Here is a 14,687-nt window from a genome sequence, read left to right as displayed (position 1 = left end):
CCTGCCCGCGCAGGCCCGGGTCAGTCGCCGGGGACGGACTCGGTGGCGGTCGGCACCGGCGGGCTGTCCTGCGGGTCGGGGCTCGGCGGCGCGGCCACCCCGACCGTGAGGGTGATCTGCGTGCCGGACCCGGCGCAGCCCCCCGGCTGGACGCTCTGCGCGAGGACGGTGCCCACGCGGGCCTCGTCCTCCACCGTCTGCTGCCGCGTCTGTACGCCGAAGCCCGCCGCGGCGAGCTCGGCACGGGCGTCCTCACCGGACCGGCCCACGACCGAGGGGACGGGGGCGCCGTTGCGGGCCACGGTGAGCGCGACCGGGGTGCCGCCCTCGACGCGGGTGCCCGCCTTGGGCCGGGTGGCCAGCACTTGGCCGTCCGGCTCCGGGGAGCAGGAGCGGGTGATCGGGCCCACCTTGAGCCCGGCGCCGGTGAGCGCCGCCGCGGCGGCCTTGCGCCGCAGGCCGGTCAGCGCCGGCACGGGCAGGCCGGCCGAGACCTGGAGCGTGACCTTGCTGCCCTGGCTCACGACCGTGCCGGGAGCCGGCCTGCTGGTGAGGACCTGGCCGATCTTCTGGGGGGCGTCGCGTTCGGTGACGGGGCCGACGGTGAGGCCGGCCCGCTTGAGCGCCTTGGTGGCGGCCGGCCGGTCCAGGCCGGCCAGGGGCGGGACGGCCACGGTGGCCGGGCGGACCACGGTGGGCGGGTTGTTCAGCGCCGGCTCCTGGGGGCCGCGGGACTGCTGCGCGGGCGGGTCGCCCGTCGAGGGCTGCCGCGTCGGCGGGGCGGTGGAGGCGGCCTGGGAGGTGAGGGGGCCGTCGCCTGCCTGGGGGGCGGCGGTTTCGGTGTTCCTCCTGGACATCGTGGGGATGATCACGATGAGGAGGACGGCGGCGGTGGCGAGCAGGGCCGCGCAGACCGCGATGGCCGCCCTGGGCCACCCCCGTCCACGCGCCGCGCCGTCCGCCGCCACCGGCCCCTCGGGGGGAGCCGGGCCGGACCCGCTCCGTAAGGGAGCACCGCCCTGCCTCGGCGCGGAAACCCCGGTGGTGGCGGGTGCGGCGGTGTCCGGAGGCGGGCGGTAGGCGTCGGCCGGCGGGGTGGCGTCCGGGGGGAGGCGGTAGGCGTCGCCCGGTGCGCCGGTCGTTTCCGGCTCGGCCATCGGCGGCCAGGTGGGCGGCGGCTCGTCGCTGGAGCGGTGCGTCTCGGGCGAGCGCTGCTCCGGCACCAGCGGCGGCGGCACCGCCCGCAGGACGTGCGGCGGCGGCGAGCGCAGCACCTCGGGCGGCACGCCCTCGGCCGAGTCCCCCAGCAGCTCGTACAGCAGCTCCCGGCTGCTGGGCCGGTTGCGGGCGTCCTTGTCCAGGCAGGACGCCACCAGCACGCGCAGCCGCCCGTCGAGCCGCCCCAGCTCGGGCGGGGCGGTCAGGATGCGGTGCAGCACCGGCGCCACGGAGTCCTGGCCGAACGGGGCGGTGGCGTTGGCGGCGAAGCACATCGTCGCACCCCACGAGAAGACGTCGGCCGCACCCGTGACCGCCGACGCCGTGATCTGCTCGGGGGCCATGTACGCCGGCGTGCCCACCCCGCGCCCGCTCACCGTGGCCGCCGCGTCCAGCACCTTGGCCAGCCCGAAGTCGATGACGCGCGGCCCGTCGGAGCCGAGCAGCACGTTCTGGGGCTTGAAGTCACGGTGGACGATGCCCGCCCGGTGGATGGCCGCCAGCGCCGTCGCCGTGCTGACCGCCAGCCGCTCCAGCGCGCCGTCGCGCCGGGGCCCGGTGAGCGCGACCTCCCTGGCCAGCGAGGGGCCGTCCACGTACTCGCTGACGATGTACGGCCGCCCCTCGTCGAACCCGGCGTCGACCACCTGCGCCGTGCAGAACCTGGCCACGTGCTTGGCCAGCTCCACCTCCCGCAGGAACGCCGCCCGCTCGTCCCCCACGGGCCCGTGCAGCAGCTTGACCGCGTACGTCTCCCCGCCCCTCGAACCGAGGAACACCGCGCCCTGCCCGCCTTCACCGAGACGCCCGGTGAGGGCGTACTCCCCCAGTCGCTGCGGGTCCCCCGTTCTGAGCGGCTGCGCCGTTGGCACGGGCGCCTCCCCTCGCCGCCACTCTTTCTGCTCTCTACTGAAAGCAACGGGCCGCGAACAGTCAACGGTGCTCAGGCCAATCGCCGCCTGAACGTGACACAGCAAGTCAGGACGTCCGCGCGACCTTGCCCGAATACGTCACTTCGTCCTTACCGTCGCGGGTGACCTTGATGGCCATCTGGTTCGCGTCGGAGGTGGGGGACATCCGGAGCGTTCCCGGATAGCACTCCTCGCCCTGCACCTGGTCGAGCAGGAAGACGGGGCCGCTGCCCGTTCGGGCGAGGCGGCCCGAGCAGTGCAGGTCGGCCCCCCAGCGCATCGCGCCGCCGTCGTCGCCGGTCAGGCGCAGCTCGACGGGGAAGACGCGGCCGGCGCTGAAGTGCTCGGCGGAGCCCGTCCACGTGCCCGCCAGCCCTTCGGCGGCGCCGCGCGTCCAGAGCAGGAGCCCGCTCGCGGCGGCCGCCACCCCCACCGCCACCACGACCGCCTGCCAGGGCCGGATCCGCCTTCGCCCGGGTGCCGGACGGTCGCGGGCCTTCGCCTTGGCGCGGGCCGCGATCAAGGGGGCGGTGATGGCGGGGAAGCTCGTGGTCGGGTCGGGATCGGTGATCACGCCGGGCGCGGCCTCGGTCGCTCCCAGTCCCACGACAGCGCTCAAGCGCGCGCTGCCGGCCCGGCCCGTTCCACCGGCCCGTTCACGACCGCTCCCGGTATCCCGCTCGCGGCCATCGCGGGTATCCCGCTCGCGGCCGTCACGGGTATCCCGCTCGCGGCCGTCACCGGCCTCCCGCTCGGGACCATCACCGGCCTCCCGCTCGGGACCGTCACCGGCGTCCGGCTCGCGGCCGGTCCCGCCGACGGCGAGCATCGCCGCCGTGGGCAGCAGGTCGCCCACCCCGGCCGCCTCCTGCCCGAGCAGCAGCCGCAGCACCTCCTCGGCGTCCGGCCGCTCCCCCGGCTCGGCGGCCAGGCACGCCTCGACGATCTCCCGCAGCCGCCCGCCCAGCGCCCCGAGGTCGGGCTTGCCGTACAGGACGCGGGCCAGCACCTCCTGGTGCGTGCCCGCCGTGTACGCGTGCCGCCCCGTCGCGGTGTACGCCACCGTCAGCCCCCAGGCCCACATGTCGGCGGCCGGCCCGGCGCTCTCGCCCTTCATCCGCTCGGGGGCCATGTAGGCGGGCGTGCCCACGGGCAGGTGCGTCGTGGTGACGGCGGCGTCCATCAGCCGCGACACCCCGAAGTCGATGACGCGCGGCCCGTCGATGCCGAGCAGCACGTTGCCGGGCTTGAAGTCGCGGTGCACGACCCCGGCCCGGTGGATGGCGCCGAGGGCGGTGGCGGTGCCGATGGCCAGCCGTTCGAGTGAGCCGCCCCGCCGGGGGCCCTCCTCGACGACGAGCTCGCGCAGGGAGGGGCCGTCGACGTACTCGCTGACCAGGTAGGGCCGGTCGCCTTCGAGGTCGGCGTCGAGGAGCTGCGCCGTGCAGAACGCCGCGACCTTCCTGACGGCCTCGACCTCGCCGAGGAAGCGCCGGCGCGCGTCCTGGTCGGCGGACAGGCTGGCGTGCAGCAGCTTGACGGCGACCGGCGCGCCCTGCGGCGATGCGCCCAGATAGACGACGCCTTGGCCGCCCTGACCGAGCCTGCGTGTCAGCCGGTACGCCCCCAACTGCCGTGGGTCATCGGCACGTAGCTCGGACATATCATTCCATTATGCCGCCCGGACCAGGATGCGAGCGGCATACCGAGATCAAGAGCCGCGGGAGACCTTCCCCGCGTACGTGACCTCGTCCTGCCCCTTGCGCGTCACGGTGACGGCGGCCCGGTCGGGGTCGGCGGACGGGACGAAATGCAGCGTCCCCGGGTAGCACGCCGCGCCCTTGACCTGGTCGAGCGTGAACACCAGCGGGTTCCCGCCGGGCTTGAGCCGCCCGGAGCAGTGCAGGTCGGCGCCCCAGCGCATGGTGGACGTGCCGCCGGCCCGCAGGCGCAGCTCCACCGGGAAGACCCGGCCGGCCGTCGGATGCTCGGCCGACCCCGTCCACGTGCCGTCGAGGCTGGGCGCGGCGTCGCGGGTCACGGACGCGGAAGGCGTACGGGAAGGAGGGGTCGCCTGCGCGGGACCGGCCGCCACCGGCTCCCGGCTCGCGGCCCACCACAGCACGCCGCCGGCGACCGCCACGGCCACCCCGACGGCCGCCGCCACCACGACCTGCCGCCCCCGCCACCACCGCCGCCGGGCGGGCGTCTCGGTGCGGGCCTCCGCGTCGGGGCTCGGAGCGGTGTCGTCCCCAAGGCCCGCAGGCGCGGGGCCGACGGCGGCGAGGGCGCCGGTCGTCAGGACGTCGCCCGCCCCCGGCTCGTGGCCCAGCAGCCACCGCAGCACCTCCTCCGCGTCCGGCCGCTCCCGTGGATCATGACGCAGGCACGCCTCCACGACCTCCCGCAGCGGCCCGCCCAGGGTGCCGAGGTCGGGCTTGCCGTACAGGATCCTGGCCAGCACCTCCTGGTAGGTGTCGGCCCGGTACGCGTGCCGCCCCGTGGCGGTGTAGGCGACGGTCAGCCCCCACGCCCAAAGGTCGGCCGCGGGCCCGGCGGTCTCTCCCTGCACGCGCTCGGGCGCCAGGTAGGCGGGGGTGCCGAGGGAGACGCCGGTGGTGCTGGCGGCGGCGTCCATGAGCCGGGAGACCCCGAAGTCGATGACGCGCGGCCCGTCGATGCCGAGCAGCACGTTGGGGGGCTTGAAGTCGCGGTGCACGACCCCGGCCCGGTGGATGGCGCCGAGGGCGGTGGCGGTGCCGATGGCCAGGCGGTGCAGGGACCCGCCGGAGCGCGGCCCCTTCTCGGTCACGTGCTGGGCGAGCGAGGGGCCGTCGACGTACTCGCTGACCAGGTAGGGGCGGTCGCCGTCGAGGTCGGCGTCGAGGAGCTGGGCGGTGCAGAACGCGGCCACCCGCCGCACGGCGTCCATCTCACCGAGGAAGCGCCGCCGCACGTCGGGGTCGCCGGAGAGCCGGGCGTGCATGAGCTTGATCGCGACGAGTGACCCCTGCGGCGACTCGCCGAGGTAGACGACCCCTTGGCCGCCCTGGCCGAGGCGGCGCAGGACACGGTAGTTCCCCAGCCGGGAGGGGTCGTCAGCGTGGGGCATAGGGCGTCATTATGACAGCAACCTCAGGCGTCACAGCAGTGCCGCGTACTCGTCCAGCAGGGGCAGCACCACGTCGGCGGGCGCGCTGGGCAGGTTGGCGACGACCTGGGTGATCCCCAGCGAGGCGTAGTGGTCGAGCTTCTCCCTGGTGGGCAGGGTGGCGAACGGGATCACCTCCGCCGCCGGCCGCCCGGCCTTCTCGCAGGCCTCGCGCAGCGCCGGCAGCGCCGCCTTGATGCCCCGTCCGCCGATCGGCATCCATCCGTCGGCGTACTCGGCGACGTGCGCGAACAGCTTCGGCCCGGCAGCCCCGCCCAGATGGACGGGCGGCACCTGGACGGGCTTGGGCCAGGACCAGGAGGGCTCGAAGCCGTCGAAGGAGGCCACCTCGTCGCGCCACAGCGCTTGCATGGCCAGGACGTTGCGCCGGGCCACCTCGCGCCGCTCGCGATAGGGGACGCCGTGGTTCTCGATCTCCTCCACGTTCCAGCCGAACCCGACGCCGACGACCACCCGCCCGCCGGACAGGTGGTCGAGCGAGGCGATCGCCTTGGCGGTGACGATGGGGTCGCGCTGGGCGGCGAGCAGGATGCCGGTGCCGACGCGCAGAGTGCGGGTGGCAGCCGCCGCGTAGGACAGGGCGACGAGGGGGTCGAGCGTGCGCTTGTACTCCTCGGGCAGCTCCGCCCCGCTGGGGTGCGGGGTGCGGCGGGAGACGGGGATGTGGGTGTGCTCGGGGACGTACAGGGAGTCGAAGCCGCGCTCCTCCAGCGCCCTGGCCAACTCGTGGACGGGCATGGCCAGGTCCGTGGCGAACATCGTGACCCCGAGCCTCATGCGACACTCCCTACGGCGAACCAAGCGATTGCTCGGTTAAGATTTCCAGAGTACCTTGCAGAAGACCATCCCGCGGAAAGAGGTCCCCGGTGAAGTTTTCTATCTTCCTGAATCCGCAAATTCCAGGCTCTGGTTACGCCGCCGAGGAGAACGCCAGGGCCAAGCGGCCCATCGGGCGCGACACGGAGTCGTACCAGAGGTTGCTGCACGAGGTACGGGAGATAGCCGTCCACGCCGACCAGGTCGGGTTCGACGCGCTGATGATGACCGAGCACCACTTCCACTCGGAGGGCATGGAGTTCTCGGTCAACCCGCTGATGTTCCTCACCGACCTCGCCGCCAGGACCGAGCGCATCCTGCTCGCCCCGCTCGGCCTCGTGCTGCCCGCGTGGGACCCGATCAGGGCGGCCGAGGACGTGGCGCTGCTCGACCAGTTCTGCAAGGGCCGGCTGCGGCTCGGCGTGGCCCGCGGCTACCAGAACCGCTGGATGAACGTGCTGGGCCAGCGCTGGCACGCCGCCGCCGCCCGCTCCGACGGCTCGGCGTCCGACACGCGCAACTTCGACGTCTTCGGCGAGGTGCTGAAGATCATGAAGATGGCGTGGACGCAGGAGACGGTCCGTTACAAGTCAGACGTGCTCGACTACCAGGTGCCCTACCCGTACGAGGGCATCGAGGGCTGGCCCGCCCAGGAGTGGACCCGCACGTTCGGCTCCCCCGAGGAGATGGACGAGAACGGCACCATCAAGGCCGTCTCCGTCTGCCCCCGCCCGTACCAGAACCCGCACCCGGAGCTGTGGCAGCCGTTCACGATCTCCGACCGGTCGGTCATCAGGGCCGCCCAAGAGGACATCCTGCCGTGGATGTTCACCCCCAACCCCGACGACCACGCCCAGAAGGCGAAGCTGTACCAGGAGGAGTCGGCCAAGCAGGGCCGCCACTACAAGCTGGGCGAGCACACCGGCATCCTCAAGATCGTCGGCATCGCCGACACCACGGAGGAGGCCATCAACACCTTCGGCCGCAGCATCCCGAAGGACTTCGCCGCCTTCTTCGGCCCCTTCGGCTACCTGGAGGTGCTGCGCAAGAAGGAGGACGAGAAGCACCAGCCGATCTCCCCCGAGAAGGGCGACGCCAGGCGCATGAACGACGTCGAGATGGCGCTGTTCGGCACCCCCGACGACGTCAAGCGCGGCATCCAGCGCATGCTCGACCGCATGCCCGACCTGGAGTGGTTCGGCCTCTACATGCAGGGCCAGCAGGGCGTGCTGCCGCTCGACACGGTCAAGCGCAACCTGGAGCTGTTCGCCACCAAGGTCGCCCCGGAGTTCCGATGAGGTACTGGCTGGGGGCCTCGTTCGTCGACACCGGCCAGTTCGTGGAGCTGGCGCGGGCGGCCGAGCGGTGCGGCTTCGACACGCTGACGCTCTCCGACCACCTCTTCTACGCCGACTTCGCCTCGCCGTACCCGTACTCGTCGTCGGGCCGGCCCCGCTGGGACGCGAGCACGCACTGGCCGGACGTGTGGGTGACGATCGGCGCGATGGCCGCCGTCACCACCACCCTGCGCTTCTCCCCGAACGTCTACATCGCCCCGGCCCGCGACCTGTTCACCGTGGCCAAGCAGGTCTCCACGGCCGCGGTGCTGTCGCACGACCGGGTGACGTTCGGCGTGGGGGTGGGCTGGTGCGAGGAGGAGTTCGTCGGCACCGGACAGGACTTCCACACGCGGGGCCGCCGCCTCAACGCGATGATCCCCGTGCTGCGCGAGCTGTGGGCGGGCGAGACGGTCACCGTCGAGGGCCTGCCGCCGCTGTCGATCTGCCCCACGCCGGAGCGGCCGATCCCGGTCCTCGTGGGCGGTGACAGCGAGGCCGCCCTGCGCCGGGCCGCGCGGCTGGGCGACGGCTGGATCGGCAACCGCATCTACACCGAGGAGCAGTTCGACGACGTTCTCGCCGCCCTGCGCCGCCATCTCGACGCCAACGGCCGGTCGCTCGACGGCTTCGAGGTCATCGCCCCGCTCGCGGTGCTGCCGGACGCGGACACGTACCGGCGTTTCGAGGCCAAGGGCGTGACGGGCACGATGGCCGCCCCGTGGTGGCTGGCCACCGACGAGGAGAAGGCCAGGTACGGCACGGGCTCGCTCGACCTCAAGATCGTCACCATGGAGCGCTTCGCCGAGGAGGTCATCGCGAAGACCTGAGCCCGAGCTCGGCCATGGCGGCCTCGACGAGCGCGGCGGGCATCTCGTCCATGACGCCGACCCGGATCAGGGCCGCCAGCCCGAGGTAGGTCGCGTAGCCGGCCAGCACCCGCCGTTCCGCCTCTTCCGGCGGCTGGCCGGCCGCCTCCAGGCACGCCCGCATGTACGCCAGCCGCCGCTCGCTCACCCGCCGGGCCACCTCCCGCACGAGAGGGTCGTCGGCCTCACTGATCAGCCGGAACGAGACGGCAGCGTCGTGCCGGTCACCGAAGGCCCGCCCCAGTAGGGCCCGCATGCGCGCCACCGGCTCGCGTACCGTCTCCAGCTCCGCGATGACTTCTTCGGTCGCGGCCTCCCACCGCCGCAGCGCCGCCTCCAGGAGCGCCTGCCGGTTGCGGAAGTGCCAGTAGAAACTGCCCTTGGACACACCCAGCCGTACCGCGACCGGCTCCACGGCGACCGCGGCCGGCCCACCTTCCGCCAACGCCTCCAGCGCCGCCCGCGCCCAGTCGTCCGCGTTCAACCGTCTCACCCGCTCAGCCTTCCATACGAGATCGTATGGAAGGCTCCGCAGCGAGGGCTTCAGTATGTGGGCCGCGTCCGGAGCGCGGCCACCCTTTGCACGTGGGCGCAAAGGGTGGACACGCCCTACCGGCCCGACGACAGTAGGGTGCGCCCCAGCGGGGTCATCACGTGCAGGACGGCCGTGCCGTGGCGGTGCGTCTCGATCAGGCCGGCGTCGCGCAGCACCCGCGTGTGGCGGCTGACGGAGGCGGGCGACGTCGCGGCCCGCTCGGCGAGCTGCGTGGTGGTGGCGCCGCCGTCGATGGCGGCCAGCACCGTCGCGCGGGTCGCGCCGAGCAGCGCGACCAGCGACTCGGTGCGGTTCGACTCCCAGTGGGAGTGCCGGTCGATCGGGTACACCAGCGTGGGCGGCAAGGCCGGGTCCGCCAGCGCGACCGGGACGCGCCGGCAGAAGTACGACGGGATCAGCAGCAGCCCGCGCCCGCCGAGGTGCAGGTCGCGGTCAACGTCGTAGTCGACCTCCAGCAGCGGCGGGCGCCAGCGCATGAGCGGCGCCATCCCGCGCAGCAGCCCGTCGGGGCCGCCCTCGGTCAGGTCGCGCCTGCGGCGGGTCGTCTCGGCCGCGATGGCCGCCTCGATCGTGTCGCGGTAGGGCTCGATGGCGATGGCGTGGTAGGCCCGCAGCGTGGCCGCCAGGTTCATCAGCGTCGCCGTCTCCCCCTCGGCCAGCCGCCGGCCCCAGCCGGGCAGCGGCGACGTGCGGGCCAGCGTGCCCAGCTCGCGGCGCAGCCGCGCGCGCGGCGTGCTCAGGAGCGCCTGCAGACCGGCGTCGAGCCCCTGGAGCCCTTCCACGGGCGTGATGAAGTCGGGGAAGTAGGGGCCGAACGGCGTCAGCGCCGACACCACCCGCTCGTAGCGGTGCAGCCGGTCGCCCTCGCGCCGCATCTCCGTCAGCCAGGGGCGCAGGGTCGCCGGTGGCGCGGGGTCGGCGAGCCGGTGCCTGGTGAACACCATCTCCCAGAAGGGATCCGCGGTCTCCGCCAGTCGGGTGCGCCGTAAGTCGTCGCCGGTGAAGTGAATCCTGAGCATCGATCCCTCGATCCCCTCATCGGCCCCACTCTACGATGGCCCGCCACCGTCCGACAGGTTCGTCCCGATCAAGGCAGGCGATAGCCTCGTATGGTGCTGGAAAAGATCGCGGCGACCCGCTACGTCACCCCGCTGCGGGAGGGCGGGTCGCTGCCCGGCGTCGTCGAGGCCGACGACCTGGGCACGTACGTCGTGAAGTTCCGCGAGGCCGGCCAGGGCAGGCGGGTGCTCGTCGCCGAGATCATCTGCGCCGAGCTGGGCCGCCACCTCGGCTTCAGGACACCCGACCTCAAGCTCATCGACCTCGACCCGCAGATCGGCGTCAGGGAGCCCGACTACGAGGTGCAGGAGCTGCTCAAGGCCAGCGCCGGGCTCAACCTCGCGGTCGACTTCCTGCCGGGCGCGCTCGGGTTCGAGCCGCTGGCGTGGGTGGCCGATCCGCTGTTCGCGGCGCGGGTGCTGTGGTTCGACGGGCTCATCCACAACATCGACCGGAGCTGGCGCAACCCCAACCTGCTGGTCTGGCACCGCGACACCTGGCTGATCGACCACGGGGCCGCCCTGTGGTTCCACCACAACTGGCGCACCGCCGACCCGCAGCGGCCGTTCGACGCGAGCGACCACGTGCTCGCGCCGTACGCGGGCGACGTCGGCGCGGCGGGCGCGGAGCTGGCCGGCCGGATCACGCGGGAGCTGCTGGAGGGCGTGACGGCGCTGGTGCCGGACGAGTGGCTGGCCGGCGAGCCGGGCTTCGGCTCCCCCGGCGAGGTGCGCGAAGCGTACGTCGATCATCTGCTGCGGCGGGCGCACGGGCCGCGCGAGTGGCTGAGGTTCGAGCAGCCCAAGGCCCCCAAGGCGGGCCCCGGGTCGGTCGGCGAGTTCTGGCGGGGAGGCGGCGGCCGGTGAGCAGGGACGTCTACGAGTACGCGGTGATCCGCGTGATGCCCAAGGTCGAGCGGGGCGAGCTGATCAACGCGGGCGTGCTGCTCTACTGCCAGCCCCGCGACTACCTGTGCGCCAAGGTCGAGCTGGACCCCGGGCGGCTGCGGGCGCTCGATCCGCAGGCCGACGTCGACGGGGTCCGCCGGGCGCTCAGCGCGTACGAGCTGGCCTGCGGGGAAGAGTGCGGGCCGCTGGCGGGAGAGCCGCTCGGCGGCCGGTTCCGCTGGCTGACCGCGCCGCGCAGCACGATCGTGCAGGCGGGCCCGGTGCACGCGGGCCTCACCGCTGATCCCGGCACCGAGCTGGCCCGGCTTTTCGATAAGCTTGTCCGAATTTAGCCCCTTGACCAGCGTCGATGCTGGGTAAGAGGTGCGAAAGGGAGGAGGGCCGGTAGTGGGAGAGGCGCGGCAATGCTCGAAGCAGCACTGCTGCCGGTTCCGGGACCTCACCCACGCCGGCACGTACGTCGTGGACGACCGCGGCCGGATCATCGACGTCAGCCCCCGAGCCGAGCACCTGCTCCGCCGCAGCGCGGCGGAGCTGCTGGGCCGCGACGCCCACGACGCGCTGCACCGGGGCAGGGGCGGCGAGCCGCTGCCGCGCAGCCTGTGCGACATGCGCCAGCCCCTCCTCGAAGGCGTCACGGCGAGCGGCGAGGACGCGTGGCTGGAGCGTGGCGACGGCTCCCTCATGCAGATCTCCTGGATGGTCACCCCGTGCGGCACCGAAGGCGACGGCGGCGCGAACGCGCTGGTCATCTTCTACGAGACCGGCTCCTCCGAGCCCGGTGAGTGGGTGCGCACGCAGGCCCCCACGACCATGACCGAGCTCGACCGGCTGGCGCTGCTCGCGGAGACGACCACGACGCTCACCTCCAGCCTCGACAGCGACGAGACGATCCGCCACCTGGTGCGGCTGGTGGTCCCGCTGCTGGCCGACTGGGTGGTCATCGACCTGCTCACCGAGGAGGGCGAGGTGGTCCGCAACACCGTCGTCCACCACGAGAACGGCGTCCTGACCCACCGGGAAGACCTGGAGCGGCTGATGCCGCCGCTGTCCATGGAGTCCCCGATGCCGCTGTCACGGGCGCTGCGCGGCGTCACCGCGACGCTCGTCGGCCCCGAGCACTACCAGGGCCCGCCCGACTCGGGCATCGCGGTCGCGCAGCGCGAGCTGTTCGAGGCCACCGGCATCCACTCGGCGTGCATCGCGCCGATCCGCGGCGTGCGCGATGTGGTCGGCGCCATGACGCTCGGCCGCGCGGGGCAGCCCCACCCGTTCTCCACCAACGACCTCCTCCTGGTCGAGGACATCGCCCGCCGCGCCGGGCTGGCGCTCGACAACGCCCGCCTGTACGAGCGGCAGCGCCGCGTGGCCGAGACCATGCAGCGCCACCTGCTGCCCCGGCTGCCGTCCGTGCCCGGGCTGGAGATGGGCGCCTGCTACCTGCCCGCGCCGCGCGCCTCCCAGGTCGGCGGTGACTGGTACGACGCGTTCGTGCTGTCGGGCGAGACGACCGGCCTCGTCATCGGCGACGTCGTCGGCCACGACCTCGACGCCGCCTCCGGCATGGCGCAGGTCTGCAACATGCTGCGCGCCTATGCCGGGGAGCTGGAGGAGCCGCCCAGCGCCGTCATGGAGCGGCTCGACCAGGCGGTGGTCCGCATGGCCGAGGCCACGATGGCCACCGCCGTGTTCGCCCGCGCCGAGCGCTCCGGCGACGGGTGGCGGCTGCGCTGGACCAACGCGGGCCACCCGCCGCCGCTGCTCATCGAGGAGAACGGGCGCACCCGCTACCTGGAGGAGGCGAGCAGCATGCTCCTCGGCACCGGCTTCGCGCCCGCCAGGAAGGACGCCGTGGTCGAGCTGCCGCCGCGATCCACCTTGCTGTTCTACACCGACGGGCTGATCGAGTCGCCCACCCACTCGCTCGACGACGGCCTCGACCGGCTGCGTGAGGAGGCGGCCGCGCTGACCCGGCACCCGCTCAGCACCTACTGCGACCGCCTGCTCAGCCGCGTCCGCCCCGCCGACAACGACGACGACGTCGCCATGCTGACGTTGCGCGTCCCCGGTTAGCGCTGGGCCCGCCTGGGGCGGGCCCGGTCAGCGGCGGAACGCATCGGCGTTCGCCTGGGCCCACTCCTCGAACGTGCGCGGCGGGCGCCCCGTGACCCGCTCGACGGTCGGCAGCACCGCCGACTCGTCCAGCTCTCCCCGGGCGAAGAACCCGTAGAACGCCTCCGCGTACGCCTCCGGCATACCGCCGGCCAGCATCTCGGCCCTGGCCTCCTCATCGCTCAGCCCCTCGAAGCGCAGTTTCCTGCCCAGCGCCGCCCCCAGGATCTCCACCCGCTCCGCCGGCCGCAGCGCCCGCGGGCCCGTCAGCCCGTACACCTGCCCGTCGTGCCCCTTCTCCAGCAGGGCCGCGGCGGCCACGGCGGCGATGTCGAGCGGGTCGACGGTCGCCACCGCCACGCCCGGCCAGGAGTCGCGGACGACGTCACCGGCCTTGACCTGATCGGCCCAGCGCAGCGTGTTCGACATGAACGTGCGCGGGCGCAGCACCGTCCACGGCACCCCCGACGCGCGTACCAGCGCCTCCGACTCCACGTGGTACTTCGAGACCGGGTTGCTCACGTCGGCGGCCTCCGCCGCGCTGGCCGACAGCAGCACCACGTGCTCGACCCCGGCGCGCGCCACGGCCGCCAGCGTCTCGTCCATCCGGTCGTAGCCGGCCAGCAGGAACACCCCGCGCACGCCGGTCAGGGCGCCCGCCACCGACTCGGGATCGTTCAGGTCTCCCAGAGCCACCTCGGCGGGCAGCTCCACCTCGCGCCGCACCAGCGCGCGTACCGGCTCGCCCGCCTCGGCGAGCGTGCGCACCAGCGCGCCGCCCGCGTTTCCCGTTGCACCCGTGACAAGGATCATGCCTAGAACAATACGGACATGAACGTGTCGATCTCCTGGAACCCCACCTTCCGGTAGACGGCCCGGGCGGCGTGGTTGAAGTCGTTGACGTAGAGCGAGACGACCGGCGCGAAGCAGCTCATCGCCGCCTCCACCACCGCCGCCATGCCCGCCACCGCGTAGCCTCTGCCGCGCAGCTCGGGCGCCACCCAGACGCCCTGGATCTGGCAGGCCTGCGGGGTCACGGCCCCCACCTCGGCCTTGAACACCACCCGGCCGTCGTCGATCCGCGCGTACGACCGCCCGATCCTGATCAGCTCGGCCACCCGCGTGCGGTAGAGGGCGCCGCCGTCACCGAGGTTCGGCGAGACGCCGACCTCTTCGGTGAACATCGCCACGCACGCCGGCAGCAGCACGTCGAACTCCTCGGGCCGCACCCGCCGCACCAGCGGGTCGGCCGCCACGTCCGGCTTGCTGGAGGTCGCCATGACGGGCTGCGCCCAGCGGATCGCCCGCGCCCGCCCCCAGTGCGGCTCCAGCCGCTCCCACAGCAGCGAGACGGCATCGACCGGGCCCACGATGGACGAGCAGCGCCGCCCCTGCTTGCGGGCACGGTCGGCGAACGCGTGCACGGCCTCGGGGCCGGCGTTGACCGGCACCATGTTGGCTCCGGCGTAACAGAGTGACACGAGGCCACCGCGCGGCCCGAACCCCCACATCTGCCCACCGAGCCTCGCCGGGTTGAGTCCGACGGCCCGCACCCGAGAGGACACGAAGACATTGGCGACCGGATCGGTGTCCAGGAGGGCGAGGACTTCGTCCCGGTCGTTGTCGTCGAGCACGCGCGACGCCGATGTACGCAGCATCACATGGTCAGACTACGCGAAGGGTTACCGAATCCGGCATCCGGCACTGCCCACGGTAACCCTTTCTTGAC

Annotated in this window: 13 protein-coding genes; 5 read left to right on the top strand and 8 right to left on the bottom strand. The window is 73.4% G+C overall.

Annotated features, from left to right (window positions below):
* Positions 1 to 20: 20 nt before the first annotated feature.
* From HCN51_RS33935 to HCN51_RS33910, 4 genes are all read right to left on the bottom strand, one after another.
* Positions 21 to 2,090, bottom strand: a complete 2,070-nt coding sequence (locus HCN51_RS33935) for a protein kinase domain-containing protein (protein ID WP_168015204.1) — start codon at positions 2,088 to 2,090, stop codon at positions 21 to 23.
* Positions 2,091 to 2,196: 106 nt separating this feature from the next.
* Complete coding sequence (locus HCN51_RS33930; protein ID WP_168015202.1) at positions 2,197 to 3,792, bottom strand: serine/threonine-protein kinase; 1,596 nt, start codon at positions 3,790 to 3,792, stop codon at positions 2,197 to 2,199.
* 48 nt (positions 3,793 to 3,840) lie between these two features.
* Positions 3,841 to 5,241, bottom strand: coding sequence for a serine/threonine-protein kinase (locus HCN51_RS58325; protein WP_206068202.1), 1,401 nt, complete (start codon positions 5,239 to 5,241; stop codon positions 3,841 to 3,843).
* Between the two features lie 30 nt (positions 5,242 to 5,271).
* Complete coding sequence (locus HCN51_RS33910) at positions 5,272 to 6,078, bottom strand: TIGR03619 family F420-dependent LLM class oxidoreductase (protein WP_168015198.1); 807 nt, start codon at positions 6,076 to 6,078, stop codon at positions 5,272 to 5,274.
* Positions 6,079 to 6,167: 89 nt separating this feature from the next.
* On the opposite strand from HCN51_RS33910, the gene HCN51_RS33905 reads away from it, so the two are divergent.
* Together HCN51_RS33905 and HCN51_RS33900 are read left to right on the top strand one after the other, a co-directional pair.
* A complete protein-coding gene (locus tag HCN51_RS33905) occupies positions 6,168 to 7,415 on the top strand; it encodes an LLM class flavin-dependent oxidoreductase (RefSeq protein WP_080042235.1) in 1,248 nt (415 codons plus the stop codon).
* Entirely contained in the window at positions 7,412 to 8,284 is an 873-nt protein-coding gene (locus HCN51_RS33900) for a TIGR03619 family F420-dependent LLM class oxidoreductase (protein WP_168015196.1), read from the top strand. Before HCN51_RS33905 ends, HCN51_RS33900 begins: the two co-directional genes overlap by 4 nt.
* Here HCN51_RS33900 and HCN51_RS33895 read toward each other — a convergent pair.
* Positions 8,268 to 8,816 (bottom strand): TetR family transcriptional regulator, encoded by a 549-nt coding sequence (locus tag HCN51_RS33895; protein WP_168015194.1) that lies wholly within the window; start codon positions 8,814 to 8,816, stop codon positions 8,268 to 8,270. The two genes, HCN51_RS33900 and HCN51_RS33895, sit on opposite strands and share 17 nt — an antisense overlap.
* Before the next feature lie 116 nt (positions 8,817 to 8,932).
* Positions 8,933 to 9,898: an ArsR/SmtB family transcription factor gene (locus HCN51_RS33890; protein ID WP_168015191.1), complete on the bottom strand. Its 966-nt coding sequence runs from the start codon at positions 9,896 to 9,898 to the stop codon at positions 8,933 to 8,935.
* A 90-nt stretch (positions 9,899 to 9,988) separates the two neighbouring features.
* On the opposite strand from HCN51_RS33890, the gene HCN51_RS33885 reads away from it, so the two are divergent.
* The 3 genes from HCN51_RS33885 to HCN51_RS33875 are packed head-to-tail and all read left to right on the top strand — an operon-like array spanning position 9,989 to position 12,919.
* Positions 9,989 to 10,804 (top strand): HipA family kinase, encoded by an 816-nt coding sequence (locus tag HCN51_RS33885; RefSeq protein WP_206068201.1) that lies wholly within the window; start codon positions 9,989 to 9,991, stop codon positions 10,802 to 10,804.
* The gene (locus tag HCN51_RS33880) at positions 10,801 to 11,178 is read left to right on the top strand and encodes a DUF3037 domain-containing protein (RefSeq protein WP_168015189.1); all 378 of its coding nucleotides are present in this window, start codon (positions 10,801 to 10,803) and stop codon (positions 11,176 to 11,178) included. Before HCN51_RS33885 ends, HCN51_RS33880 begins: the two co-directional genes overlap by 4 nt.
* 55 nt (positions 11,179 to 11,233) lie before the next feature.
* Positions 11,234 to 12,919 (top strand): SpoIIE family protein phosphatase, encoded by a 1,686-nt coding sequence (locus HCN51_RS33875; RefSeq protein WP_346433884.1) that lies wholly within the window; start codon positions 11,234 to 11,236, stop codon positions 12,917 to 12,919.
* Between the two features lie 27 nt (positions 12,920 to 12,946).
* Here HCN51_RS33875 and HCN51_RS33870 read toward each other — a convergent pair whose 3' ends face one another.
* Together HCN51_RS33870 and HCN51_RS33865 are read right to left on the bottom strand one after the other, a co-directional pair.
* Complete coding sequence (locus tag HCN51_RS33870; RefSeq protein WP_168015185.1) at positions 12,947 to 13,771, bottom strand: NmrA family NAD(P)-binding protein; 825 nt, start codon at positions 13,769 to 13,771, stop codon at positions 12,947 to 12,949.
* 2 nt (positions 13,772 to 13,773) lie between these two features.
* Positions 13,774 to 14,616 (bottom strand): GNAT family N-acetyltransferase, encoded by an 843-nt coding sequence (locus tag HCN51_RS33865; protein WP_168015396.1) that lies wholly within the window; start codon positions 14,614 to 14,616, stop codon positions 13,774 to 13,776.
* Positions 14,617 to 14,687 lie beyond the last annotated feature (71 nt).

Origin of the sequence: Nonomuraea composti, from assembly GCF_012034275.1 — a bacterium.
GTDB classification, from domain to species: domain Bacteria; phylum Actinomycetota; class Actinomycetes; order Streptosporangiales; family Streptosporangiaceae; genus Nonomuraea; species Nonomuraea composti.
Note: the sequence above shows the minus strand (reverse complement) of the source record. Positions and strands in the feature narration are given on the sequence as shown.

What these genes read in the sequence shown, in the direction of transcription:
- HCN51_RS33865 (WP_168015396.1), bottom strand. Translation starts at nt 14,616, where the DNA reads ATGCTGCGTACATCGGCGTCGCGCGTGCTCGACGACAACGACCGGGAC.
- HCN51_RS33885 (WP_206068201.1), top strand. Translation starts at nt 9,989, where the DNA reads ATGGTGCTGGAAAAGATCGCGGCGACCCGCTACGTCACCCCGCTGCGG.
- HCN51_RS58325 (WP_206068202.1), bottom strand. Translation starts at nt 5,241, where the DNA reads ATGCCCCACGCTGACGACCCCTCCCGGCTGGGGAACTACCGTGTCCTG.
- HCN51_RS33900 (WP_168015196.1), top strand. Translation starts at nt 7,412, where the DNA reads ATGAGGTACTGGCTGGGGGCCTCGTTCGTCGACACCGGCCAGTTCGTG.
- HCN51_RS33930 (WP_168015202.1), bottom strand. Translation starts at nt 3,792, where the DNA reads ATGTCCGAGCTACGTGCCGATGACCCACGGCAGTTGGGGGCGTACCGG.
- HCN51_RS33870 (WP_168015185.1), bottom strand. Translation starts at nt 13,771, where the DNA reads ATGATCCTTGTCACGGGTGCAACGGGAAACGCGGGCGGCGCGCTGGTG.
- HCN51_RS33890 (WP_168015191.1), bottom strand. Translation starts at nt 9,898, where the DNA reads ATGCTCAGGATTCACTTCACCGGCGACGACTTACGGCGCACCCGACTG.
- HCN51_RS33910 (WP_168015198.1), bottom strand. Translation starts at nt 6,078, where the DNA reads ATGAGGCTCGGGGTCACGATGTTCGCCACGGACCTGGCCATGCCCGTC.